Source organism: Mesorhizobium sp. L103C105A0 (genome assembly GCF_000502215.1).
GTDB lineage: Bacteria > Pseudomonadota > Alphaproteobacteria > Rhizobiales > Rhizobiaceae > Mesorhizobium.
Window position 1 is genome coordinate 58,360 of record NZ_AYXF01000013.1, and the last position, 23,581, is coordinate 81,940.

13 protein-coding genes, 1 tRNA gene and 2 pseudogenes are annotated in these 23,581 nt (G+C 62.7%); 10 read left to right on the top strand and 6 right to left on the bottom strand.

Annotated elements, in window-relative coordinates; genetic code table 11:
• Window positions 1–16 precede the first annotated feature (16 nt).
• The gene (locus tag X727_RS139350; protein ID WP_023668990.1) at window positions 17–274 is read right to left on the bottom strand and encodes a PepSY domain-containing protein; all 258 of its coding nucleotides are present in this window, start codon (window positions 272–274) and stop codon (window positions 17–19) included.
• Window positions 275–631: 357 nt separating this feature from the next.
• On the opposite strand from X727_RS139350, the gene X727_RS139345 reads away from it, so the two are divergent.
• Window positions 632–2,404: an adenylate/guanylate cyclase domain-containing protein gene (locus tag X727_RS139345; protein WP_023835075.1), complete on the top strand. Its 1,773-nt coding sequence runs from the start codon at window positions 632–634 to the stop codon at window positions 2,402–2,404.
• A gap of 128 nt (window positions 2,405–2,532) precedes the next feature.
• On the top strand, window positions 2,533–6,855 hold the full coding sequence (locus tag X727_RS139340; protein WP_023835076.1) for a cytochrome P450: 4,323 nt from the start codon (window positions 2,533–2,535) through the stop codon (window positions 6,853–6,855).
• A 7-nt stretch (window positions 6,856–6,862) separates the two neighbouring features.
• Here the strand turns inward: X727_RS139340 and X727_RS139335 are convergent, their stop codons facing one another.
• Window positions 6,863–7,549: a Crp/Fnr family transcriptional regulator gene (locus tag X727_RS139335; protein WP_023668987.1), complete on the bottom strand. Its 687-nt coding sequence runs from the start codon at window positions 7,547–7,549 to the stop codon at window positions 6,863–6,865.
• Between the two features lie 611 nt (window positions 7,550–8,160).
• On the opposite strand from X727_RS139335, the gene X727_RS1000000165730 reads away from it, so the two are divergent.
• The 5 genes from X727_RS1000000165730 to X727_RS0134555 all read left to right on the top strand — a co-directional run bounded on the left by X727_RS1000000165730 (window position 8,161) and on the right by X727_RS0134555 (window position 15,817).
• Window positions 8,161–10,332 carry a DNA/RNA non-specific endonuclease gene (locus X727_RS1000000165730; RefSeq protein ID WP_210163670.1) on the top strand — a complete coding sequence of 724 codons (2,172 nt, stop codon included), beginning with the start codon at window positions 8,161–8,163 and terminating at the stop codon, window positions 10,330–10,332.
• Between the two features lie 16 nt (window positions 10,333–10,348).
• Window positions 10,349–11,332, top strand: a complete 984-nt coding sequence (locus X727_RS139330; protein ID WP_023745069.1) for a trypsin-like peptidase domain-containing protein — start codon at window positions 10,349–10,351, stop codon at window positions 11,330–11,332.
• A gap of 304 nt (window positions 11,333–11,636) precedes the next feature.
• A complete protein-coding gene (locus tag X727_RS139325) occupies window positions 11,637–12,767 on the top strand; it encodes a hypothetical protein (protein WP_155921533.1) in 1,131 nt (376 codons plus the stop codon).
• Window positions 12,764–15,433, top strand: a complete 2,670-nt coding sequence (locus X727_RS139320) for a DNA/RNA non-specific endonuclease (RefSeq protein ID WP_023745068.1) — start codon at window positions 12,764–12,766, stop codon at window positions 15,431–15,433. The genes X727_RS139325 and X727_RS139320 overlap by 4 nt, the downstream gene beginning before the upstream one ends.
• 111 nt (window positions 15,434–15,544) lie before the next feature.
• Window positions 15,545–15,817: a hypothetical protein gene (locus X727_RS0134555; protein WP_023696133.1), complete on the top strand. Its 273-nt coding sequence runs from the start codon at window positions 15,545–15,547 to the stop codon at window positions 15,815–15,817.
• Between the two features lie 39 nt (window positions 15,818–15,856).
• Here the strand turns inward: X727_RS0134555 and X727_RS139315 are convergent.
• Together X727_RS139315 and X727_RS139310 are read right to left on the bottom strand one after the other, a co-directional pair.
• Window positions 15,857–15,931, bottom strand: a tRNA-Val gene (locus X727_RS139315).
• Between the two features lie 128 nt (window positions 15,932–16,059).
• Window positions 16,060–16,743, bottom strand: coding sequence for a phosphoglycolate phosphatase (locus X727_RS139310; RefSeq protein WP_023691328.1), 684 nt, complete (start codon window positions 16,741–16,743; stop codon window positions 16,060–16,062).
• Window positions 16,744–16,898: 155 nt separating this feature from the next.
• Here X727_RS139310 and rpiA point away from each other — a divergent pair, with 155 nt between their 5' ends.
• The 3 genes and pseudogenes from rpiA (at window position 16,899) to X727_RS01000000165040 (ending at window position 19,820) form a co-directional block, all read left to right on the top strand.
• Window positions 16,899–17,630, top strand: a complete 732-nt coding sequence (gene rpiA / locus X727_RS139305; protein ID WP_023820739.1) for a ribose-5-phosphate isomerase RpiA — start codon at window positions 16,899–16,901, stop codon at window positions 17,628–17,630.
• On the top strand, window positions 17,617–18,234 hold the full coding sequence (locus X727_RS139300; RefSeq protein ID WP_023835078.1) for a DUF2059 domain-containing protein: 618 nt from the start codon (window positions 17,617–17,619) through the stop codon (window positions 18,232–18,234). Before rpiA ends, X727_RS139300 begins: the two co-directional genes overlap by 14 nt.
• A gap of 124 nt (window positions 18,235–18,358) precedes the next feature.
• Window positions 18,359–19,820, top strand: a pseudogene (locus X727_RS01000000165040) (glutathione-disulfide reductase).
• 77 nt (window positions 19,821–19,897) lie between these two features.
• Here X727_RS01000000165040 and mgtE read toward each other — a convergent pair.
• A pseudogene (gene mgtE, locus X727_RS01000000165045) lies at window positions 19,898–21,264 on the bottom strand (magnesium transporter).
• Between the two features lie 289 nt (window positions 21,265–21,553).
• On the bottom strand, window positions 21,554–23,440 hold the full coding sequence (locus tag X727_RS139295) for an ABC transporter ATP-binding protein/permease (RefSeq protein ID WP_023835079.1): 1,887 nt from the start codon (window positions 23,438–23,440) through the stop codon (window positions 21,554–21,556).
• Between the last annotated feature and the right edge of the window lie 141 nt (window positions 23,441–23,581).

The window sequence follows — 23,581 nt, forward strand, 5'->3', positions numbered from 1 at the left end:
CGGTGCGGTATCAGCGCTATTTCGGTTCGGCTGTTACGGGATCGAAGGTGATTTCGACTTTCGCCTTGTCGGCGGTGTAATAGGTGACGGTGTACCCGTCCTTGTCCCAGTCGACCTCCTTCACATAGCGAAAGCCGTCGCGCTGCTCGACCTTGGCGATGATTGCCGACAGTTTCTGGGCATTCGTCGGCGGCAGTGGGCTGTCATCCGCGGCAAAGGCCGTCGAGCCGGCCAGAAGAACGACGACGCCGGTCGCCAGAACAAGATTTCGCATGATTACCCTCATTTCACGTTGGTATGAACCGCACCGGAAACTCGCAGGCAGCACAGTTTGTTCCGAGTGCTGACGTCGCGCAGGTTCCGTGAAGCCCTGGATCGCCGCGCTCAGAGCTACGGCACGCCAATATTTGCGCCAACCGCCGGCCAACCATGAGTGCTGCCACGGCCCGCGCTGGACAACCCGATGGTGGTAGAGCTTTGCCCAAGACCCTGCTAGACTTCTGGTCCTGGCGGGGTGGCATGGCGCGCCAACCCCGCCGGAATCTTCATCTCTCAGCGCGCGGCGAAGTGTTTCAGGAACGGGTCGTCGCCTGTGCTGGACCAGAACCAGAAAGGGAGCGGGGGCTCGAACATGGCTGTACGGAACTACACCCGTCAGCTGGCGACAATCATTTCTATCGATGCCGTCGGGTTCTCCCGGCTGATGGGCATCGACGACGAGTCTGCTGTCGCGGCATTCGAGGAACGGCGCGACATCATCGCCGACAGCTGTGGCACATTTGGCGGCCGCACGTTCGGCGACGCCGGCGACAGCATCATGGCCGAGTTCGGCAATCCGATCGAGGCGTTGCGCGCGGCCTTTGATTTCCAGGGCCGCATCGTCGCCCTCAACGCCGAGGTTGCCGACGATATGCGCATGCCGTTTCGCGCCGGCATCAACACCGGCGACGTCATCGTGCGTGGTGGCCGCCTCTACGGCGACGACGTCAACATCGCCGCGAGAATCCAGGAATTCGCGCCGGGCGACGGTCTCGCCGTTTCGGAGACGACCTGGCACCATGTGAAGGACAAGACGGCGGCCGAATTCACCGATCTCGGCGAATTCAGGCTGAAGAACATCGCCTTGCCGGTGCGCGTTCTGATCGCCGGCCGCAGCGGCAACGGATCCTCGCCGGCGGCGTCGTTCGCGGCCATTCCCCAGGCCAATGCGCAGCAGAAGCTGTCGTCCAAGGGGCCGCCGGCGATCGCCGTCCTGCCCTTCCACGCCGATGGCGGCGAGCATGACATCGGCTACATGGCCGACGGCATCGCCGAGGACATCATCTATGGTCTATCCAACACCAGATGGCTCTCGGTCATCGCCAAGGGCTCCAGCTTCCAGTTCCGCGACGACACGCTGGGCACGCGGGTGATCGGCAACGCGCTCGGCGCGCGCTACATCGTCAGCGGCACGCTGATGCGCAATGGTGGTCAGATCCGCCTCAACACCTCGCTGGCCGACGCGTCCAACGGGCGGCTGGTGTGGTCGCAGCGCTTCGATCGCGATCTGGTCGACATCTTCAACCTGCGCGACCAGATCGGCGCTGAGATCGTTTCGATCCTCGACAAGGAGGTCGACCGGGCGGAACAGGCACGCACCTTCCAGGTTCCCTGGGAAAGCCTGGAGACCTGGCAACTGGTGCGACGGGGCCGCTGGCACATGAACCGGCGCACCCGCGGCGACACCGAAACCGCACTCGAGTTCTTCCAGAAGGCCTACCGCGAGGACGCCAACTCGAGCGCCGTGCTCAACGAACTGGCGTGGTGGTATTTCTGGCGGGCATGGCTGCGTTTCGGCGACAGCGACGATTTGAACAAGGTCGAGCAGTTTGCCCGCAAGGCGTTGCTGGTGGACAGCCTGGATGCGCGCCCGCACGCCCATCTCGGCGCCGTCGACATCATGCGCGGCGAACCGCGGTCGGCCGTCGACCATCTCGAGGAAGCGATCCACATCAATCCGAGCTTTGCCTTCGCGCGCTCGGCCATGGGCAGCGCCCAGCTGCTGCTCGGCAATGCCGCGACCGCGATACCGTTCTTTCTCGATACCGAGCGATTGAGCCCGTTCGACCTCTACCGCTTCCACAATCTGGGGGAACTGACGGCGGCCTATTGTTTGGTCGAGAACTGGCCGGCGGCGATCGCTGCCGCTGACCGCTCGCTCAACCTGTCTCCCGGCTATTTCTATTCCAGGTTCCTGAAGATCGGCGCGCTGATGCGAAGCGGCCGGCCGGAACAGGCGCGGCGCGAGATGACCATTTTCACCACCCGGCATCCCGATTTTTCAGAACAGCGTGTGCGCTGGATACCGTTCACCGACAAGGCCGCGAACGAGATCCTCGTCGCCAATTTCCGACTGGCCAAATGAACATGGCGTCAATGCTGGCTGGAACATGGACCAACTGTGAAAAGATTCACATACGTGCAACCGATGCAAACCTAGGCGTTGAACGGCCGGCATCGCAATAACTGGATAGCCGGGGGGCTTGAACGCGCATGACCGAACTGAAGTATTTCGACGCTATTCGCGCGGTCCAGAAAAACCAGCGCCCGCTGTCGGAAATGCCGCCCTTCGATCTCGGCCGGATCCGGAAGACAGGGCTGATTGCGCGCATCGTCGGGTCTCTGGCCGAAGACCCCCGCTGGGCGCTTTCCTTGTTGCGGCGTTTCCGGCCGACCGGCAAGCTCTTCGGTGTTCTCGTGGTCACCAAGAACGCCGATGTCCGCGACATATTGGAGCGCGGCGACGAATTCCAGACCCCATACGGCCCGGAAATGACCGAGCTTGCCCGGGGATCCAACTTCATCCTCGGCATGCAGGACGGCGCCGACTACCGGCGCATGAAATCGTCGGTGCTGAGTGCATTCCCGCCGGCCGAGGTCGAAGCCGCCGTCAGGCCGATCGCGGCGCGTCATTCGCAAGAGATCATGATGCGCGCTAGCCCCGGCTTCGATGCGATCTCCAGGTTGATGAAGATCGTCCCGGTGCACATCTGTCGAGATTATTTCGGCGTCGAGATCGACGATGAATCCGAATTCGCCGACTGGGCGATCGCGCTGAGTGCGCTGTTCTTTTCGGACCCGACGGCGAGCCCCGTCATGCGCGAACTCGCAGTGGTGGCGGGCGACCGTCTTCTCAAAGCCATCGATCGCTCCATCCAGTCGGCCAGGGACCGGGGCTTGAAGGCCGAGCAACCGCTGGCGAGGCTGGTTGTCCAGATGGATCAGGGCCGCCTGTCGCGGGACGACCTCAATTCGATCATGCTGGGCATGATCGCCGGCTTCGTCCCGACCAATGTGTTGGCCGCCGGCAATTGCCTCGACGTGATCCTGTCGCGGCCCGACGCACGGCAGGCTATCGATGCCGCATTGGCCGAAAACGATACCGCCAAGCTCGACAGGGCCGTCCTTGAAGCCATGCGCTTCAAGCCGATCTGGGTCGGCCCTTGGCGCTACACGGCCCGCGACGCGATCATCGGCAAGGGTACGCGCCGCGAGCGCCTGGTGAAGGCCGGCACGGTGGTGATGCCGGCGACGCTGTCGGCGATGTTCGATGCCGACGCCGTGCAGAACCCGGACCAGTTCGACACATCGCGCCCGCATCGCGACTACATGGTGTTCGGCCACGGCATTCATCAGTGCATCGGCGCCGAGATCGCCAGGATCCAGATCGGCGAAAGCCTGCGCGCCCTGTTCCAGAAGCAGGGCGTGCGCCGCATGCCCGGCAAGGCCGGGCGCATGACCCGCATCGGCGCCTATCCCGAAACCCTCAAGGTCGATTTCGAACGGGCAGAACTCTGCCGCACCGTAACGCAGTCTATGGTGACGGTGGTCTGCCCGGTCACCCGGTCCGCGTCGCTGGATGCTGTCCGCGACAAGGTTGCCAGCCTCGGCAACCCGGCCGTCGAAGAGATCCGCACCGCGCTCGACATTGCCGGCACCGTCCACTTCACCAGCCTGACCGTGGTCGGCACCGGCGAGATCGGCGCTGATTCCGGTCAGGAAAAAGGAGCTCTGGTTCTCGAGATTTCCGGTGACGGCAGCATCGACGATGTCATCGATGCGGTCACGCACGCCATCGGGCACCGGCTGCGGCCGATCTTCAAGGATGTCTGCGATCTGCGCGATGGCGGCGCATTGAACGATTTCCTGCGCAAGCACAATGTCGACATATCGCCGTCCTTCGGCAGCAATGCCGGACTGGTGTTTTCGGGCACGCCGGGGCACTCGGTCCAGCGTATCAAGGCCGAGCAGCAGCTTTTCGAAGCCGTGCGCGACATCGTCGAGCGGCCACGCAAAGGGGCCGGCAACGCTCCTGCCGTGCTCGCTGAAGTTCGCCAGCGTGTCCAGTCATTAGGGACGTTTGCCTGGGCGTTCGAGCCGGCCGAAAGCCTGCTCGAAAAGCCGCCGGGTCATTGGGGCCGTGCCCTGATGACGACGTTGCTGGTACCACCGGTCTTCGTCACGGTGGCGATCATCTGGGCTGCTTGCTGGTACATGACCTACAGTGTGGTGTTCGGCAGATCTATCGACATCAGTTCCCAGGAAATCTCCTTCACCGCCATAGCGGTAGCAATCACCTCACTTCTGTTGTCGGGACTTGGAGTGTTGGTGGCAGCGGCGCTGCTGGCGTTTTCGTGCTTGCTGGCGCTGCGACGCCGCGAGGACAGGGATCGGCCGGAAAGCACATCGATCGGCATATCTGAATTGAACGCGATACTCGTCAAGGAGGGCCACGCGGCACAAAACCATCTGACTGCGATTTCGACGATGAAGGCCGGCATTCTGCGGCGGCTGGCGCTCAGGTTTTCTTTCTACCTGATCTCGATAGCTGCCCAGAAGGTATTCAAGCCAGGCTTCCTCAACACCATCAACACCATCCATTTCGCCCGCTGGATACTGCTGCCCGGCTCCAACCGATTGATGTTCTTCTCCAACTACGGCGGCAGCTGGGAAAGCTATCTTGAGGACTTCATCGCCAAGGCGTCCGCTGGCCTGACCGGCGTGTGGAGCAACACCGTGGGCTATCCACGCACACGATGGCTGTTCCTGGACGGCGCGCGCGACGGCGATCGTTTCAAGCGCTGGGCGCGGCGCCAGCAGGTGCCGACCCTGTTCTGGTACTCCGCCTATCCGCAAATCAACACAGAGCGCATCCGGATCAATTCCCGGGTCAGGCGCGGCATTGCTTCCGCCGTCGGCAACGAGGCGCGCGACTGGCTGAGCTTGTTCGGTTCGCTACGGCGCCCGGCGAGCGAAACAACCACCGTTCAAAAGACCACTTCGCTGCTGGCCAATATCAGCTCTGCCTTTCCGGCGCCTCTCGAACAGCAGCTGGAAACCGGCGAGATCCAGTCCATCTTCTTCGGCCCGCTCGGCCCGCTCGCTTATTCGCATATGCTTGCGATCCGGGTGCCGGACAAGTTGCCGGCGCCCAAGCGCAGAGCCTGGCTCGATTTCGTTGTCGAGCAGACGAGTTTCGGCGAAGGCAGGCCCGCCGGGCGCGCTATGATAGTCGCCTTTGGTCCCGGTGGCCTGCGGCAGTTTGGGCTCGACGAGGGTGTGGAGGGCGATCCACTGGAAACATTTCCGATCGCCTTTCGCCATGGCATGGGCAACCCCGAGCGTGGGCGCATACTGGACGACCGAGGCCGCGACGGCCCGGACGAATGGGAGTGGGGGTCGCTGGAGAACCCTGTGGACCTGGTCATCGTCTGCTATGCTGAAGACCCGGGACGGTTGAAGACCGAGATTGCCACCGTGAGACGAAAGACGACCGGTGCAGGCATGAAGGTCGTTGCCGAACTGCCGCTCGCCGTAAACCGGGGTCCGACCGACACGAAGACGAAATCGTCCGACGGGGCAAAGCGTGACGATCGGTCGGAACGTGGGCCAGCCTACGAGCATTTCGGTTTCGCGGACGGGATTTCGCAGCCGATTGTCCGGGGCACGACCCGCGCCAGCAGGGGCGCCGCGCCCATGCATCTGGTCGCGCCCGGCGAGTTCCTGTTCGGCTATCGTGATGAGCATGGGTTCTATCCAGCCTCGCCCTCGGTAAGCGCATCACGCGATCGGACTGGAATCCTTTCGCAGGTGCGCCGTAGCCGGCTGATTCCGGGCCTGCCGCCACCGCCGCGCGATTTCGGGCGCAACGGTTCATTCCTGGTTATTCGCCAGTTCGAGCAGCACGTCGACGTCTTCAACAACTACTGCAAAAAGGCTGCAGCCTTGGTCGCGAGCCAACTCGGCAACCAAGCCATCACGCAAGACTGGATTGCCGCCAAGATGCTCGGCCGCTGGCAGAACGGTAGCTCGCTGGTGCGCAACCCCGATCATCCGGGACGCGTCATCGACAACAACTTCGCCGCTGGCGCCGAGGATCCGCAAGGCCATCGCTGCCCGCTTGGTGCCCACATTCGCCGTTCCAACCCACGCGACTCGCTGGGTGAGGACCGCGATACGCAGATCAATATCGGCAAGCGCCATCGTATCCTGCGGGTCGGCCGCACCTATCAGAAGCAGGACGGCAAGAATGGCAAGGTCGAAAAGGGGCTGCTGTTCATGTGCCTCAACGCCGACATAGAGCGCCAGTACGAATTCATTCAGCAGACCTGGGTTTCGTCGGCCACGTTCCAGGGCCTCGTCGCTGAAAAGGACCCGACGATTGGTTCGCGCGGCGGCGATGGCAGGTTCACCATTCCGTCATGGGAAAAGGTCACGACGCTCCGTGACATGCCGCAATTCGTCACCACCAAGGGGGGTGGATATTTCTTCATGCCCAGCCGCTCGGCGCTGCGCTACCTGATTTCGCGGCTCTGATTCGGCGTCAGTCGTCGTCCTGCGACTCGGCGATGTGGCGCAGTGCCCCGGTGTCGGTGATGCGCAGGCCGCCGCGTTTGATGGCAATGAACGAGCGGTTGCGCCAGTCGTTGAGCGTCTTGTTGACGGACTCGCGCGTGGCGCCGAGGAACTCTCCGAGTTCCGATTGCGAGATCGGGATCCAGCCGGCGCTGTCGGCCATCACCTTGGCCAGGAAGACCAGGCGTTTGGCGAGCCTCGCCTCGATGCCGAAGAAGGCCTGGTCGCCGAGTTCGCCGCTGACCCAGCGCAGCCGGGCGCACAGAAGTTCGATCATCGCGCGTGCCAGCGGTGGATTTCTCTCAATGCGATCAAAGAGTTGTGTCCTGCTGAGCGAAACCAGCTCGCAAGCGGTCAGGCAGATGGCGGTGGCGGTGCGTGGCCGCCCGTCAAGCGCGCCGATCTCGCCGACGAGGCTGCGCGACAGCTCGATATTGGCCACCAGCTTCTGCCCGCCAGGCGAATAGATCGAGATTTCCACCGTGCCGCTCATCACCCCGTAGATCCGGTCGGCGGCATCTTCCTGGACGAACAGATGCTGGCCGGCGGCGTAGCGCTCGACCTTGCAGCCGCTGAACAGGATATCGAACAGCTTTGGATCGATGCGTGCCAGGCGCGGCAGATCGTTTCTGTCGTTAGGGCCGCCAAAAGCCATGTTCCAAATTCCCAATTGCCGCAATCGGCGAAGTTTAAGGGCCGAAGTCTAAGGCAAGAGTGCACCGCGTCAAAGGCCGGCGTTCATCCCTTGCGATTACGCCTTGTAAAGGCGTGGCGCAGTGGTCGCGCCCAGTGCCTGGCTCGTGCCGGGCGGAAAGCCGCCTGCACGCGCGGCGGGAGGAGCCGCGCGTGCAGGCGCCAACTGATAAAAATGGATAGGTGATAAAATTTCTGTAAAACCGAGCGGCCGCAATGGCCCTTCCACCCGTTGCGATAGGTGGGGGCAAACAGCGTGAGCGTCTGTGACGGAGATCACATACGGCATCGCTGAAATAATGCGAGCGTCATACATCGCGCGAGCGACTGCCGCAAAGAGACATGCCGACGTTGCGCTGCGGTCATCTTCGACGCGAGTTGATTTGTTTCCTTGCCTGCCAGTCAGAATTGCACCAGTCTAAAATGGGGCAATACAGTTCTTTACTTCGACAGAACGTTAGAGGGCTACTATGCCGGTCAGCAGAGAGCAGCGAATCCGTCGATATCTCGNGATATCTCGATCTCGTCACCGGGGGCGAGGGGACTGAATCGGTCCTCGGCAACATGGAGACGATGGCAGGCGGCGGACTGGAATCCCTTGCGCCTGCGGAAGCCGGCAAGACGGAGGCGGCGTTTGAATCGGCGCGCGCTGGCATGGAGAGCCTCGCGCGGGGCGCCGAAGTCGCGCCCGAGCAGCTTTCCGATCTGGAAGCCATAATCATCCCGGAGTTGCGGCCGGTCTATGACATCAAGGATGGCACCTTTACGACGCTGACTTTCGACGGCGCTCCGACACCTGGCCATTCGCTGTGGACGAAGCTTACCAGCGAGGCCGCATTGAAGCAGCGCATCGAAGCCGCCCTGCCGGCGATCGGGCGTATCGAACTGTTGTGGAACACCAATATCCCTTACGGCGGCACGGGCTTCGTCGTCGGCCGCAACCTGCTGATGACCAACCGTCATGTGGCGCAGATATTTGCGGACGGCCTTGGCGACCGCAATGTGCAATTCATCAACGGCCGCGCCGCCGGCATCGACTTCAAGCGCGATTCGGCGGCGGGAAACGTCTTCAAGATCCGCAATGTCCGGATGATCCATCCCTATTGGGACATGGCGATCCTCGAAGTCGAAGGCCTGCCCGACAACATCACGCCGCTGTCGCTCGCGGTCGCCGACGCGCGCGATATGCTGCGCCAGGAAGTCGTCGCCATCGGCTATCCCGCGTTCGACAATCGCAACGCGGTCGATGTCCAGAACGAGCTCATGCGCAATCGTTTCCAGGTCAAGCGCCTGCAACCGGGCATGCTGCAGGGCGGCTTCGATACGGAGAGTTTCGGTAAGATCGTCAGCGCGGCGACACATGATTGCTCGACCACTGGCGGCAACTCCGGCACCGCCATGATCAACCTCGCCACCGGCGAGGTCGTGGCGCTGCATTTTGCCGGCCGCTATCTCGAGCGCAACTACGCCGTGCCCACCGGCGCGCTCGCCAAGGACCAGCGTGTCGTCGACCTCGGCCTCAATTTCGCCGGCGCCGCCAGCGGCGGCCCCAACGATTGGGGCGCATGGTGGAACAAGGCGGACAGTGGGTCGCCGGCCGAGGGCGTAAACCTGGTTGAAGTCGGCGGCGCCCAGCAGATCCCGGGCGTCGCCACCCAGACGCCTCCATCCGGAGGCGTCGTCGTTTCGCCGGGCGGCAGCGTCACCTTCGAAGTGCCGTTGCGCATCACCGTCTCGCTCGGCGCAACGCCTGGCCATGAAGCGGTCACGGAATCGGTCGAACTGGAAGCGGCCAAGCCGACCCCTCCAGGCGGCGCATTCGTTCCCAAAACGGTCGCGGACTATGCCGGCTATAAGGGCTACGACGAGAAATTTCTCTCTGGCGGCACTAAACTCGCACCGGTCATTGTGCCCATGCCTGAGGCCACCGACCTCTCCGTGCTGGCGCCACTTAGGGACGGGGGCACGCGGCTGGACTACCAGAATTTTTCACTCAAGATGCACGCCAAGCGGCGGCTGGCGCTGTTCACCGCCTCCAACGTCACCGAGGAGAGCAATCTGCGCGAGCCGGAAAAGGGCCGCAACTATTCGCGTGGCGGCCTGTTCAGCGAGCGCTGGTTCCCGGATCTGCGGCTCGACGACAAGTATCAGATCCCCGATGTCTTCTACACCCAGGATCAGGGCGCCTTCGACAAGGGCCATATCGTCAGGCGCGATGACGTGGCCTGGGGCAGCACCTTCGAGCTGCTGCTCAGGGGCAATGTCTGCTCCTTCCATGTCACCAACTGCTCGCCCCAGGTCGAAGGCTACAACCGCTCCGACAGCGGCGAGAAGAACTGGGGCGATCTTGAGAATCACGTCCTGTCGGAGGCGGCCAGCGAGCGGCTTTGCGTCTTCGCCGGCCCGGTCCTCGCCGAAGACGACCGGACCTTTGCCGGCAAGGGTCCCAAAGGCACCAGTCTCCGCGCGCCGGTGCCGCGCCGCTTCTGGAAGGTGGTAGTCGCCCGCGTCAGTGACGGCATCGCCAGTTATGGCTTCGTGCTCGAACAGGATCTGTCGGACACGCAGCTGGAGTTTGCCGTCTCCGACGAGTTCATCGGCGCCATGTACCCGCTGACCGAAATCTCCGAAATGACCGGCGTCAGCTTCGATCAGTCGCTGATCGACGCCGACCAGTACGAAACGGTGCGCGGCACCGAAATTGCGATGCGGGCGGGGTCGCGCAAGCGGAAGAAGAAGGCTTAGGGTCGGAGGGAATCCCATGACCGAATGGACGCAATCCGAACTGAACAGTCTCAACCGCATCCTCGCTAACCTCTACCCGATGATCGGCGACGGCGTGCGTGTTGCCAAAGGTGTCGGTCTTTCGACGGCCCAGATCGCCTTTGACAACAAGGCGATCAACAACTGGTTTGCGATTGTCCAGCGCGCAAAGCAGGAGACCAGGGCCGACGACCTCGTCGCCTTTGCGCTCGATGAGAATCCCGGCGACCAGGCACTGCTGCAGGCAAAGCAGCACGCCCCGCCGCCGCCGGTCGAAGGCCCCGCGACCGCCAATTGGAGCGGCGCGACGGCGCCGGCCCAGCTCGAAAAAATCCTTGGTGACAAGAGCACGCTGGTGCCGATCAGCTATCTCGAACTCGGCCTTGTCAGGGCAAGATCGGTGGTGCGCATCAAGCGTGCGGATGGCAGCTCCGGCACCGGCTTCATGACCACCGGCGGGATACTGATCACCAACAACCATGTCTTGCCTGACGACGCTTCATTGGCGGGCACGGTGGTCCAGTTCAACTATCAGCGCACCGTTGCCGGGCTCGACGCGCCGCTCGACCAGTTCGACATCGACACCGCCGTGCCGCTTCGTACCTCCAAGGACAATGATTGGTCAGCTGTCCGCATCAAGGGCGATGCCTCCAAATGGGGCGAGTTGGAATTGAAGCCCATGGCCGTCAAGGCCGGCGACCATGTCAACATCATCCAGCATCCCGGCGGCGCGCAAAAGCAGATTTCATTCGTCGCCAATGTCGTGGCCTTCGTCGGCGGCGGCCGCGTCCAGTATCTGACCGACACGCTGCCGGGTTCCTCGGGCTCGCCGGTCTTCGACACCGACTGGAACCTGATTGCGCTGCATCACAGCGGAGGCTGGCTCACCGAGCCCAACGCGCCTACCAAAAGCACATATTATCGCAACGAAGGCATCGCGATCGACACCATCATCCAGGACCTCGCGGCCAAGCCCGTGTAGATGGTGAGCTATGCAGACCGATGGCGCAGCTCGATGCGCGGCGATTTGGGACTACGGCATGTAAAATTTTTCGGATGTGACGGTTTATAACGCCAGACACCAAACACCAGGGAGTTCAGAGATCAGCGCCTATTTCGACCTCAGGCTTCAACTGGCTGATCTCTACCCATTGCCTCCCGATTGGTTGCAGGTAACCAAGGACGCTGGAATCGTCGCTGGCGCCATCAACCTCCAGGGGGCGGCGCTTACAGTCTGGTTCAACATCCTTGACTATGCGTTGACCAATAAACTGTCGCAGGCGCTTATGACTGCCGTCGTGGCGCAAAATCCGCAGTGCGCGGCCCGGTTCAAGGCCTATCTGGACGAACTCGCCGCGGGCCAGAAACCGACGGCCGAGTTGCCCGGCATGACGACCGACGATCGGGTCAACACCGCGCTCGCAGGCTTCAACGCCGTCAACCAGCAGTCCAAGGACATTCAGGCCACGCTTGCCGCCGACAACGGCCTCACCAATGTCACCAGCCAGATCGATGTCCTCAAGACCTACAAGGACCTGCATGACCATCTGCAGAGTTTTCAATACGGCATCGGCAGCTTCCAGAACCTGCTGGTCGCCGCCCGCGACATGGGGGCCGACCTGGAGCAGGTCCGCGTCATGCGCAATTTCCTCAAAATATTGAAGCTCTTCTGTGTCTCTATCGGAGAGTCGGTCATGGAGCTGCCGGCGGGGCCGGCGCTTCACGATATCGAGCAGGCCTGGCTCGACGACCTCAAGGCGGCTGCGATCAAGTTGCAGGCTGCCATCGATAACAAGTCTCCGGACGCCTACGACGCGCTGTTTGACGTGCGCACCGTGCTGCGCGTCGTGCCGTCGCGGCTCAACCAGCAGATTTTCGTCACGGCAAAGAACCTGCCCTTCGGACTTTTGGCCACCGGTCTAGATACGATAGCCGGCAAACTTCCTGCAGAAGAGCCGTCCGTGCCCTTGATCAAGGCCGCGCATGACGCGATCATGGTGCTGTCCTCGACCATCTATGCGCGCGTCGTCGAGCACAAGCTATGGCAGGACATCGACAACAAGCTGGCCAGCCTTACCGACATGATCGAGCCGATAGAAGGGGGCGCTGCGGCGGACAAGTCGCTGCCGTTCCAGTTTTCGCCGCTGTGGCGAAACCTGGAAGTGAAGGTCAAGGTTCTTGCCGACCTCGACCCCACTGGAGCGTGGCGGGCGACGCTCGTCGACTACTCCACCGACGTCAACGACCAGCTATCGCGCGAGACCGTCGATACCGCCTTCATCCTTGCCTTCGAAGCCTATCGGGACGAGGCCCAGCAACGCTTCGTCCAGGTCGATCTGGCGCTGAAAACGGAATGCGCCTCGATCGTCCGCGTCAGCACGCCTTTGCACAAGATCATTGAGGACCTGGGGCCATGAGCGATGAACTTGCGACAGGCACGGAGACCGAAACTCCGGCCGATTTTATTTCGCTGAGCGACATCCGGATCGCACATCTCGAGCTGATGCGCATCGCCAGCAGCAATGAAGCCGTCGACCCATCGATGAGCCGCAGCGACAAGGCCGGCGCCGAGACGACGGAAGCCAGCATCGACAACACGGCCCCCGATGCGCAGGCCATCCGCGACTTCCTGGCCAAGGCACGGCGCGCCGGCAGCACCATCGCGCGGGAATCCGACCGGCGCGCGGCGCAGCGCATACTCGATTATTGGTCCGCCGAACTGGTCACGCGGCCGGGCATCACCTCAGCCGACGTCAGCCCGGCGCGGCTCGCGTCTTTCGCCGGCGGTGGTGGGCTCGAAACAGCCGAGCCAGTTGCCGTTGCGGCCGACGACGAATCCGCATCGCGTGAAATCACCGATTCCGGGGCGATCGCCATCGCTGTCCCTGAACCTGTAGTCGTGACGACCAAAGACGGTGCCGTATCCGGCGACGGCTTCGCATCCGACGACGAACTGAGTTCGGACGAACTGACCGAGCGCTTTCGCATTCGCGTGGCCGCCCAGGCGCGGCAATGGAAGAACACCGGCTATCCCGGCTATCTCCTGCGCGGCGAAGCGCTGAAGGAGGCGGCGGAGCTTCCGCAGGGGCCAGACATCGCCGAGTTCGTCGAGGCGAGCGCCAAGGCGGAGACCGACAGCCAGAAGCAGCGCGATCGCAGCAAGAATATATTGATCGCGCTGTTTGCCATCCTGGCCGCGATCCTTGGGGCAACCACCTATTTCGCCTACGTCCAGAGAAATGACGCTGTTGACGCGCGCAAGGATGCCGAGACGACGGCGAGTGAGGTCGCAAAGCTCAATGGAAAGCTTTCCACCGCCCTTGAAAAGACGGAAGACGCACGCCAGCGAGCCGAGGCTGCACTTGCCGTTGCCGAGAAGAAGGCGGAAGACGCCGCCAAGACGCTGGCCGAGCAGCAAGCCACGCAGGCCACTTTGCGATCCGCGATCTTGCTTGTGGTCGAACAGCTCAAACTCGGCAGCGTGTCCCTGGACAAGTTGGCGCCCGATTTGCGACAGGGGGTGCTGGTCGAGCTGGCCGGGCAGGTCAAAAGCGGCGAGGTCGCGCTCGACCAATTGCCGGCGCCGCTGCGCGCCGCGCTTGAACCGCTGCTTGGCAAAGACATAGACAAACAGCCTAACGTTCTTTCGGGATACAAGGTCGATTTCATAGGGGCCACGATCGGCTTGCCCAGGATAACCGACGACCTGGCCAACGACGCCGTGGCGCCGCCGCTTGATTACATCAACTACTCGCTGGTCATGGGCCGAACTCATCGCATGGCCATCTATTCGGCCGTCAACCTGGATCGGTCGCAGAGGTTGCCGCTGCAATTCACCGCCAGCAGACTGAAACCCGACAGCCGATTGTCGGTCGACTACCAGCCTCGTCCCAACTGGTACTTTCGCGCGGACCGGCCCTGGCTGGCGGCGCGATTTGCAAGTGCCAGCGACATCGCCTGGGGTCCGGAGTTCGCCGGCGATCCGGCAACGGCGGCGCTCAAGCTGGCGCAGTATGCCTCTTTCCTGCCAAACACGATGCCGCAGCCGCGTACTTTCTACGGCAGCCGATGGGTGCCGCTCGAAAACTGGGTTCGCTCGCAGCACAATCCGCTCGCCAATCGGGTGACCATCTTCAGTGGTCCTGTCTTCCGGCCCGCGGACCAGCCGGTCGACGGCGTGCCGGTCCCTTATGCCTATTGGAAGCTCGCGGTGTCCTCGGTGTCGGCGGCCGTGAAGGGAGAGGTGAGGGAGCCGGAATTTGAGGTCGATGCGTTCTTCATTCCAGCCGACGCTACGGGGGCGTTCAACGTCGAGCAGTATCGGCTCCCGGTTGCCGAGCTTGAAAGGCTCACGAGCCTCAATTTCGACCCTCTCATCGAATGGACGGATTCACTGAAGAACCGCGGCCCCAATGGAACCGCGGCCGACGAACTGGCGGCTCGCGTCAAGCTGCTCGACGGCGCAAATGATGCACTGCGCGGTGACCTGATTGCCGTCCTCGAAGACGCAGACCTTCCGGTGGTCGAACGGCAGAAGATCGTCGCGGCTCTCGTCGAGATGGCCGGCCTGCAAAGCATAAGCGGGCTGACACCGGCGGGGCGCCGCAACGTGCTTGAGACCCTGCTTGGGGTACCGCCTGAATTGTGGGAACGCCCGGACTGGCTGGCTGTGTTTGCCGGCGCGCGCCGGGCGGTTGCCGATCTCGCCCTTTCGGCAGCCGACGGCCAGACTGTTATCGGTGAGCAGGATCGCAACGCACTCAACACGCTGAAGGACCGGCTGCGTATCCAGCAGAGCCCACAGACGGTTTACGTCCAGTTCGCCGGCATGGCGCGCGAGGAGGCCGGGGCGCTTTCCGCAAAAATGCGGGCCTTGGGCTGGGGCATTCCAAACCCTGGCGAAGAACGTGTCGCCGCTGCCGCCGGCAAGAACGAAGTTCGCTACAACCCCTACAACGACGCCGACCGTGGCGCCGCCGAACTGCTGGCCGCCGACCTCACGGTTGCCGCTGGCCGACTGGTGACAGCCCGTGCGGTGCCGATCATCAAGGCCAACACATTGGAGATATGGACCAGCATATAGAAACACTGAAGGCCCGAGCGGGGCGAAGACAAGGGCGCGTAAAAAAGCCGCGATGCGCCGCTCACTATCGTCGCGACAAATACGGGCTGTTCTCACTCCAGAGGTTTTTACATGCGCACGCGTCACGCCGTCATGCTTGCACTTTCCGCGCTTTGCATTCCAGCCGTCTCCATGCCGCTGCAGAAAGCCAACGCGCTGGAGCCTGAAAAATACACGGTCTATTGCGCCAACGATCACATCGAGGTTTCGTTCTGGGATCTCGAGCAGATGAAGGTGCGCAACGGCTCCGATGTCTGCCAGTTCCAGAGCTACACGAGCTACTCAAGCGCCTTGAACTTCGCGCAGAAGAATTTTGGTGGGGAAGGGGCGAGTTGCAGCTGCTAGGAGTGCTGGCTTGGAGTGCGCTGTTCAGGGAAAGAAAGATGGTGGGCGATGCAGGGATTGAACCTGCGACCCCACCCGTGTGAAGGGTGTGCTCTCCCGCTGAGCTAATCGCCCGCTCGTTGCCCGAAGGCCAAGCGAGCCGCGATATAAGGGAGGCAGGGTTGTGAAGTCAAGGCGATGCGCCGGCCTTCTGTGCCTGAAATAGGCGAGGGCAGGCGCTGCCGCGCAATCGCCCGTTTCGCTCAGCCGGCCGCAGCTGCAATCAGCCGTTCCGCCAGGTCGAGCGTCAGCGCGTCGAAATGCGAAATCACCGCCGACGGCTCGAATTCTCTGACATGGCGGTCGGTGTAGCCGAAATCGACGGCGACCACCGGAATGCCGGCTGCCTTGGCGGTGTCGATGTCGGTCTGCGAATCGCCGACCATCAGCGCATGATGCGGATCGCCGCCGGCGAGCCGGATGGTCTCGGTCAGATGGCGCGGGTCGGGCTTGCGGAAGGCGAACGTGTCCTGGCCGGCGATCGCGGCGAAATGCTTTGTCAGGCCGAGCGCCTCGATCAGCGCTTTCGAATTCGCCTCATATTTGTTGGTGCAGATGGCGAGCAGATAGCCGGCCTTCTCGAAGCGGGCGATGGCTTCGACGACACCGGGGTAGGGGCGCGACTTGCCGGGGATGTTGAGTGTGTAGTGGTCGAGGAACACCTTCAGCAGCCTGTCGTGCTCCTCCACCGCCAGCGATTTCTGCTGCGCGGTATGCGCGCGCTCGATCATCACCCGTCCGCCCTGGCCGACAAAACGCCGGAAGCCGGCCTCGTCGACAGCGGCAAGCTCGCTGGCGGCAAGGCTGTGGTTGAGGCTGTCGAGCAGATCCGGCGCCGTGTCGATCAGCGTCCCGTCGAGGTCGAACACGATGATCGGTTGGGTCATGGCCTGTCCTGTGGCTGATGCATTGCAGGCAGGCGATAGCGGCTGCGCTTCTTTCAGGCAAGCCGGTGCGAGCCAAAGTCTTTGACCCTGCGGGCAAAAGTGCTAGGAGCGCGCATCCAGAAAAATCAGAACCAAGCCAAACCCCTGGGGCGAGCATGGATGCGAGGCAGTTGAAAGTCGAGGCCGCGCGGGCAGCCCTTGCCCATGTCAGCGACGGCATGCGCATCGGCATCGGCACCGGGACGACGGCCGACGAATTCGTGCGGCTGCTGGCCGAAAAGATCGCCACCGGCTTGTCCGTCATCGGCGTGCCGACGTCGGAGCGCACCGCAGCCCTTTGCCGCGAACTTGGCGTGCCGCTGTCGACGCTTGAGGAAACGCCCGAGCTCGACCTTACCGTCGACGGCGCCGACGAGATCGACGCGGCGCTGACACTGATCAAGGGCGGCGGCGGCGCGCTGCTGCGCGAGAAGATCGTCGCGGCGGCATCTCAGCGCATGATCGTCATTGCCGATCGCTCGAAGATGGTCGACACCCTTGGCCGGTTTCCCTTGCCGATCGAAGTCAACCAATTCGGCCTGTGCGCGACCGAAATCGCGGTCGCGGCAGCGGCCAAAAGTCTCGGCCTTTCCGGCCCGGTTACATTGAGGATGACGGGGGGCCAGCCTTTTGTTACAGACGGCGGCCATTTTATCCTCGATGCATCTTTTGGCCGCATTCCGGATACAAGAGCGCTTTCTAATGCTCTCCATGCCATTCCTGGTGTGGTCGAGCATGGTCTTTTCATCGGGCTGGCGTCAGCGGCCATCATCGCCGGCGGCGACGGCATCCAAACAGTCCATGCCGCCCGAAAACCAGGGAGTTCTACCGATCATGATGTTGCATAACCGGGTTCGCAATCTTTGCGCCGTTCTGGCGGCTTCGGCCGTTTTCGCCTTCTCTTCCCCGGCGTTCTCGCAGGAGATCACGGAATCGCATCTGAAGGCGGCACGGGCGGCGGTCACGGCAATCCACGCGACCGACTCGTTCGACAACATCCTGCCGCAAGCGGCGGCCTCGCTCGAGCAGCAGCTCATCCAGAAGAACCCTGATATGCAGGAGCTGATCGGCAAGACCGTCAGCGAAAAGGCACTGGCGCTGGCCTCGCGCCGTGCCGATCTGGAGAAGGAAGCAGCGCTCGCCTATGCCAAGGTGTTCTCCGAGAAGGATCTCACCGACATCGCCGCCTTCTACAATTCCGATGCCGGCAAGAAGCTGCTCGACAACGGCCCCAACGTGACGCGCGAACTGGTGAAGGCCGCCGACATCTGGCAGAACGGCCTGGCGCGCGATCTCGCCCAGCAGGTCGGCGAAACGCTGGCAGCCGCCGCGAAGGCCGCTGCTCCGGCCGCGCCTGCGCCGGATAGCGCAACTGCCCCCGCCGATGGCGCTGCACCTGCCGACGGCGATGCGCCCGCAGACGGTGACCAGCCGGAAGCGCCGAAGAACTAAGACGTCTGATTTCGCCACCGGCATCCTTGCCGCTGGACCAGAAAGCCCGGTGGAAACCGGGCTTTTCTTTTGGCTTCATGCAGCCTACCTGTCTCAAACATTTCTTGGGGCAAGGAACAGCAGCATGGCCGGTTACGACTACGATCTCTTCGTCATCGGCGGCGGCTCCGGCGGGGTGAGGGCGGCGCGCGTGGCGGCAGCGCTCGGCAAGCGTGTCGGCATCGCCGAGGAATACCGCTATGGCGGCACCTGCGTCATGCGTGGCTGCGTGCCGAAAAAACTCTATGTCTATGCCTCGCAATTTCCCGAGCATTTTGCCGACGCCGCCGGCTATGGCTGGACGGTGCCGGAGGCGAGCTTCGACTGGCCGACGCTGGTCGCCAACAAGGACCGCGAGATCGCCCGTCTGGAAGCGATCTACGAAAAGAACGTGAAAGGCGCCGGCGGCGAGACGTTCCACTCGCGCGCCATGCTGGTCGACCCGCATGTCGTGCATCTCCTGGGCGATGACCGCACCGTCACCGCCGACCAGATCCTGATCGCCACCGGCGGCCGGCCGGCGCCGCACCCGGCGCTGCCCGGTCACGAGCATTGCATCTTTTCCAATGAGGTTTTCGACCTCAAGCAACTGCCGAAGGCGATCATGATCGAGGGCGGCGGCTACATCGCCGTCGAATTCGCCAATATCTTCCACGGCTTGGGCGTCGACACCACGCTGGTCTATCGCGGCAAGGAGATACTGTCACGCTTCGACATGGACCTGCGGCACATGTTGCACGAAACCATGGAAAAGAAGGGGATCAAGATCCTCTGCCACGCCGTGTCGGAATGGGTCCGCAAACGGCCGGACGGCAGGCTGGATGCGTTGGTCACCGGCGGCAAGGTGCTGACCGTCGACCAGGTCATGCTCGCCATCGGCCGCCTCCCCAACACCGAGAATATGGGCCTGGAAGGCGTCGGCATCGANCCAGGTCATGCTCGCCATCGGCCGCCTCCCCAACACCGAGAATATGGGCCTGGAAGGCGTCGGCATCGAGCTCGGCTTAACCGGCGCCATCGTTGTCGACGAATTTTCCCGCACCAACATCGACAACATCTGGGCGATCGGCGACGTCACCAACCGCGTGCAGTTGACGCCTGTGGCGATCCACGAGGCCATGTGTTTCATCGAGACCGCATTCAAGGGCAATCCGACCGCGCCCGACCACGACACCATCCCGACCGCCGTCTTCTCACAGCCGGAGATCGGCACCGTCGGGCTGTCCGAGGACGATGCCGTCAAGCGCTACTCCGATATCGAAATCTACCGCGCCACATTCCGGCCGATGCGGCACACGCTGTCGGGCCGCGACGAAAAGATGCTGACGAAGCTGGTGGTCGACGGCGCCACGCGAAAAGTGCTCGGCGCGCACATCCTCGGGCCGGACGCCGGCGAGATGGCGCAGTTGCTCGGCATTCCGCTGAAGGCCGGCGTCACCAAGGATGATTTCGACCGCACCATGGCCGTCCACCCCACGGCAGCGGAGGAACTGGTCACCATGTACAAGCCGACCTACCGCGTGAAGGACGGCGTGCGGGTCGATTGATGCCCGCGCGCTCCATCTTGAATACCCCCATCCCATCGCAGCCGCTGTTGCCACCGCGATGGGACGCCTGAAGCTTATTACAACAAAGTGCCGCGCAGGATGACCAGCGCCACCGAGAAATAGATCACCAGGCCGGTGACATCGACCAGCGTGGCGACGAACGGCGCCGAGGCGCTCGCCGGATCGAAGCCGATCCGTTTCAGCGCGAACGGCAGCATCGACCCCGACAGCGAGCCGAAGGTGACGATGCCGACGAGTGCTGCCCCCACGGTCGCCGCGATCAGCGGCCAATGCGGCCCATAATCGTAGAAGCCCATATATTGCCAGAGCGCGATGCGGCAGATGCCGACCACGCCAAGCATGGCGCCGAGCACGAAGCCGGTGGGCAATTCGCGCAACGCCACCCGCCACCAGTCGCGAAGGCCGATCTCGCGCAGCGCCAGCGCGCGAATGACGAGCGAGGTCGCCTGCGAACCGGAATTGCCGCCCGAGCTCATGATCAGCGGGATGAACAGGGTGAGCACGATCGCCTTCTCCAGTTCGCCTTCATAGCTTTGCATGGCGTTGGCGGTCAGCATCTCCGAGATGAACAGCGCGCACAGCCAGCCGCCGCGCTTCTTGATCATGGCGAGAAAGCTCATCTTCATGTAGGGCTCGTCGAGCGCCTCCATGCCGCCGAAGCGATGCGCGTCCTCGGTCGTCTCCTCGATCATGGTGTCGATGATGTCGTCGATGGTGACGATGCCGAGGATCTTGCCGTGGTCGACGACGGGAACCGCGAGCAGGTCGTATTTGGAGATCGTCTGCGCCAGTGTTTCGCAATCGGTCAGCGGCGTCACCGTCACCGGCGCGCGATCCGGCGCCACCGACAGGATCGGATCGTCCGGCTCGCCGGTGATCAGCCGGCGCAGGCCGGTCGAGCGCACCAGCACATGCGTGTCTGGATCGACGATGTAGATGGCGTAGACGGTCTCCCGCGTCCGCTCCACCTTGCGGATGTAGTCGAGCGTGCGCCCGACGGTCCAGTCCGACGGCACGCTGACGAATTCGGTCGTCATGATCGAGGCGGCGCTGCCTTCGGGATAACCGAGAATGGAAAGCAGCGTTGCCCGCAGCGGCGGGACCAACCCGCCGAGCAGCTGGAGCGCGCCGGTTCGTCCAGTTCGCGCAGGATATCGGCGGCGCGGTCGACCGACATGGCGGTCAGGAGCTTGCACGCCTTGGCGCGCGGCAGCGCCTCGGCCAGATCGGAGGCGCCGTCGAGTTCAGGCTGGTCGAAGATCTCGACGAGCCGCTCGAACGGCATTTCGCAAAGCAGTTCTATCGCGGTATCGCGAGATTCCCGGTTCAGGGCCTCGACGACATCGGCGACGTGATCATTGGCAAGGATACGGGCGATAGCGACGGCATCGTCGCCCGCTACGACGGGGGTAAATTCGTTCATGGCTCACTCCTTGCCGTCCGGCGGGACGTGAGCCGTTAGAGGTCACATCGAGGCGGACGGCGGTTGCGTTCGACTACTGTCGCCAGGCATGGCGCGGTGACCTTTCTGCTCGCGGTTCGAGTTGGAATTCAGCGAGCGGGCGCAACATAGGAGCGCATCTTGGCGAGTCAATCGCGGGAGTGGCGGAAAACAGCCGGGAGCCGGCCCAATCGCGAGACTGTGATGATTATTGAAGGGGGAGGGAGCGAGTGCCCCGCCGCCAGTGGCGGAACGCGCTTCGGCGTGGCTGCTATTTCTGCTTCAGCCGGCGTGAAAAACGCATCCATTTGTCCTCGACCGGCCGCGGCTGCGTAAGGATGGTGGTGAGCTCGCGCGGCAGGTTCGGAACAAGCGGCCTCTTGGTGGCGACGCCGTCGGCGATCGCGACCACGCTGTGATAGAATTCTACGCCCGAGGCCGAGCGTGGCGCCACCGCCTCGTGCATGATGCTGATCACCGTGACATCGGGACAATTGTCCTTGATCGCCTGATGGAAGGCAATCTTGCCATCGGGATCGAGCGCGCCGGTCGCTTCGTCGAGGAACAGCAGTCCCGGTTGCTGCAGCACGATGCGGGCCACCACCAGCTTCTGCTTCTGGCCGCCCGACAGCAGCTGGTCCCAGATCTTTCCCTCGCGGCTTTCATCGGCCATGTGTTCGATGAAGTCGCCAAGGCCCGCCTTGTGCAGGGCAGACGCCACTTGCGCATCGCCATAGTCCTGCTCGGAGCCGGGCAGGGATACCAGCTGCTTCAGCGACACCTGCTGCAGCTTGACCTCCTGGGCGGCATAGAAACTCTTCACACCGTCAGGGAAGACGATGGTGCCGCGGCCATAGGGCCACAGGCCGTTGATCGCCTTGATCAGTGAAGTCTTGCCGCAGCCGGATTCGCCCTTGAGGAATGCCCACTCGCCGCGCCGGAAGCGCAGATTGGCAGCACTCAGGAATGGCGTGGCGTCCTCGCCCTGATGCGCCAGTTCGAGCTTCTGGATGGTCAGGCCGAAGACGGGGTTCTGGCTGGCATAGTGGAAGTCGGACTGGCCGGTCTGGCTGTAGAAGTCTTGCGGCTGCTGGACGTTTTCGATGGCGTTCGCCAACTCAATGACGCGCTGGCTGTTGGCCCGCAACGTGGCGAGACTCGGCATGACATGGATGAACCAGGAACATTTGCTGATCAGCGCGTTGACCTGCTCGGAACCGGTTATGTAGCCCTTGAGGTCGACGCCGTTGTGGATGAACGGCACCAGACCAGGTCCGTAGGCGACAACTTTGGCCCCGACAAAATTATAGACCGATTCGAATCCCGCATAGAGGGTGTTGACGATGTTGAGCTTCGACCAGGTGGTATCGATATCGAGATAGAGCCGTCCATGTATCGTCTTTTGCACGTCTTCGCCTTGCGACGCCGACACATGGAAACTGCGGCGCAACAAGGTGATCAGTTCGCTGCGATAGGTGCCTTCGGCCTTCTGCATCCTGACGTTGAGCCACTCCAGCATTCCGCCGAGTTTGATCGCGATCCAGGTATTGACCGGCACGTAGATGGCAACCGCCAGGAGAGCGAGGACGGCGCTGCCATAGCTGCCGAGGGCATCCAGGCCTTTTACCTCCACGGAATTCGCCAGCAAAGCGCCGCCGACAAAATAAAGTGAGGTGAAGACGCCGAAGACACCTTGGGCAAGCCCGATGGCGCCGCCCGCCATGTCTTTGATGGATTCCTGCACGCGCTGATCGATGTTGTCGGGCGCTGGCGCATCTGGCGAGCCATTCTGAGCGTGGTAGTGCGTATGGTTGGTATCGAGCAGCGCCGCATTGAAACGCGCGTTCAACCAGGCGCGCCATTTGCGATGCAATGTCGCCGATACAAATTTGCAGGCGCCTATGATTCCCATGTCCTTGAACACGACCAGCAGCACAAGCAGGCCGGCATTGGTAAGCACCGATTCAAGGGGCGTGGTATTCGCGGCGTCGTGAAAAAAAGCGATTGAGGCTGCCAGTTCGCCCGCCAACACGGTAAACCAAACGTCGGCCTTGCTCGACAGGGCTATGATGAGTGCGAGGACGACGGTGAGAGCCCAGGCCTCCCTCCACCGGTCCGAGAACCAGTAGGCCCGCATCAGTCCCCAGAAGGTCCGCATCGACGATACTGGCGTCAGGGGCGACGGCCCGACGGGGGCGTCGCGGTTCCAAAGTGCCGATATTGAACGTCGCGGTCTGTCGACCCGAATCACAATCCCGCCCAAACCTTTTTTAGTTTTGTTACGGATAGTAACACCAAT

What these genes read in the sequence shown, in the direction of transcription:
- X727_RS139310 (WP_023691328.1), bottom strand. Translation starts at nt 16,743, where the DNA reads ATGACCCAACCGATCATCGTGTTCGACCTCGACGGGACGCTGATCGAC.
- X727_RS139295 (WP_023835079.1), bottom strand. Translation starts at nt 23,440, where the DNA reads ATGCGGACCTTCTGGGGACTGATGCGGGCCTACTGGTTCTCGGACCGG.
- rpiA (WP_023820739.1), top strand. Translation starts at nt 16,899, where the DNA reads ATGGATGCGAGGCAGTTGAAAGTCGAGGCCGCGCGGGCAGCCCTTGCC.
- X727_RS139330 (WP_023745069.1), top strand. Translation starts at nt 10,349, where the DNA reads ATGACCGAATGGACGCAATCCGAACTGAACAGTCTCAACCGCATCCTC.
- X727_RS139345 (WP_023835075.1), top strand. Translation starts at nt 632, where the DNA reads ATGGCTGTACGGAACTACACCCGTCAGCTGGCGACAATCATTTCTATC.
- X727_RS139350 (WP_023668990.1), bottom strand. Translation starts at nt 274, where the DNA reads ATGCGAAATCTTGTTCTGGCGACCGGCGTCGTCGTTCTTCTGGCCGGC.
- X727_RS0134555 (WP_023696133.1), top strand. Translation starts at nt 15,545, where the DNA reads ATGCGCACGCGTCACGCCGTCATGCTTGCACTTTCCGCGCTTTGCATT.
- X727_RS139335 (WP_023668987.1), bottom strand. Translation starts at nt 7,549, where the DNA reads ATGGCTTTTGGCGGCCCTAACGACAGAAACGATCTGCCGCGCCTGGCA.
- X727_RS139320 (WP_023745068.1), top strand. Translation starts at nt 12,764, where the DNA reads ATGAGCGATGAACTTGCGACAGGCACGGAGACCGAAACTCCGGCCGAT.
- X727_RS139300 (WP_023835078.1), top strand. Translation starts at nt 17,617, where the DNA reads ATGATGTTGCATAACCGGGTTCGCAATCTTTGCGCCGTTCTGGCGGCT.
- X727_RS1000000165730 (WP_210163670.1), top strand. Translation starts at nt 8,161, where the DNA reads ATGGCAGGCGGCGGACTGGAATCCCTTGCGCCTGCGGAAGCCGGCAAG.
- X727_RS139340 (WP_023835076.1), top strand. Translation starts at nt 2,533, where the DNA reads ATGACCGAACTGAAGTATTTCGACGCTATTCGCGCGGTCCAGAAAAAC.
- X727_RS139325 (WP_155921533.1), top strand. Translation starts at nt 11,637, where the DNA reads ATGACTGCCGTCGTGGCGCAAAATCCGCAGTGCGCGGCCCGGTTCAAG.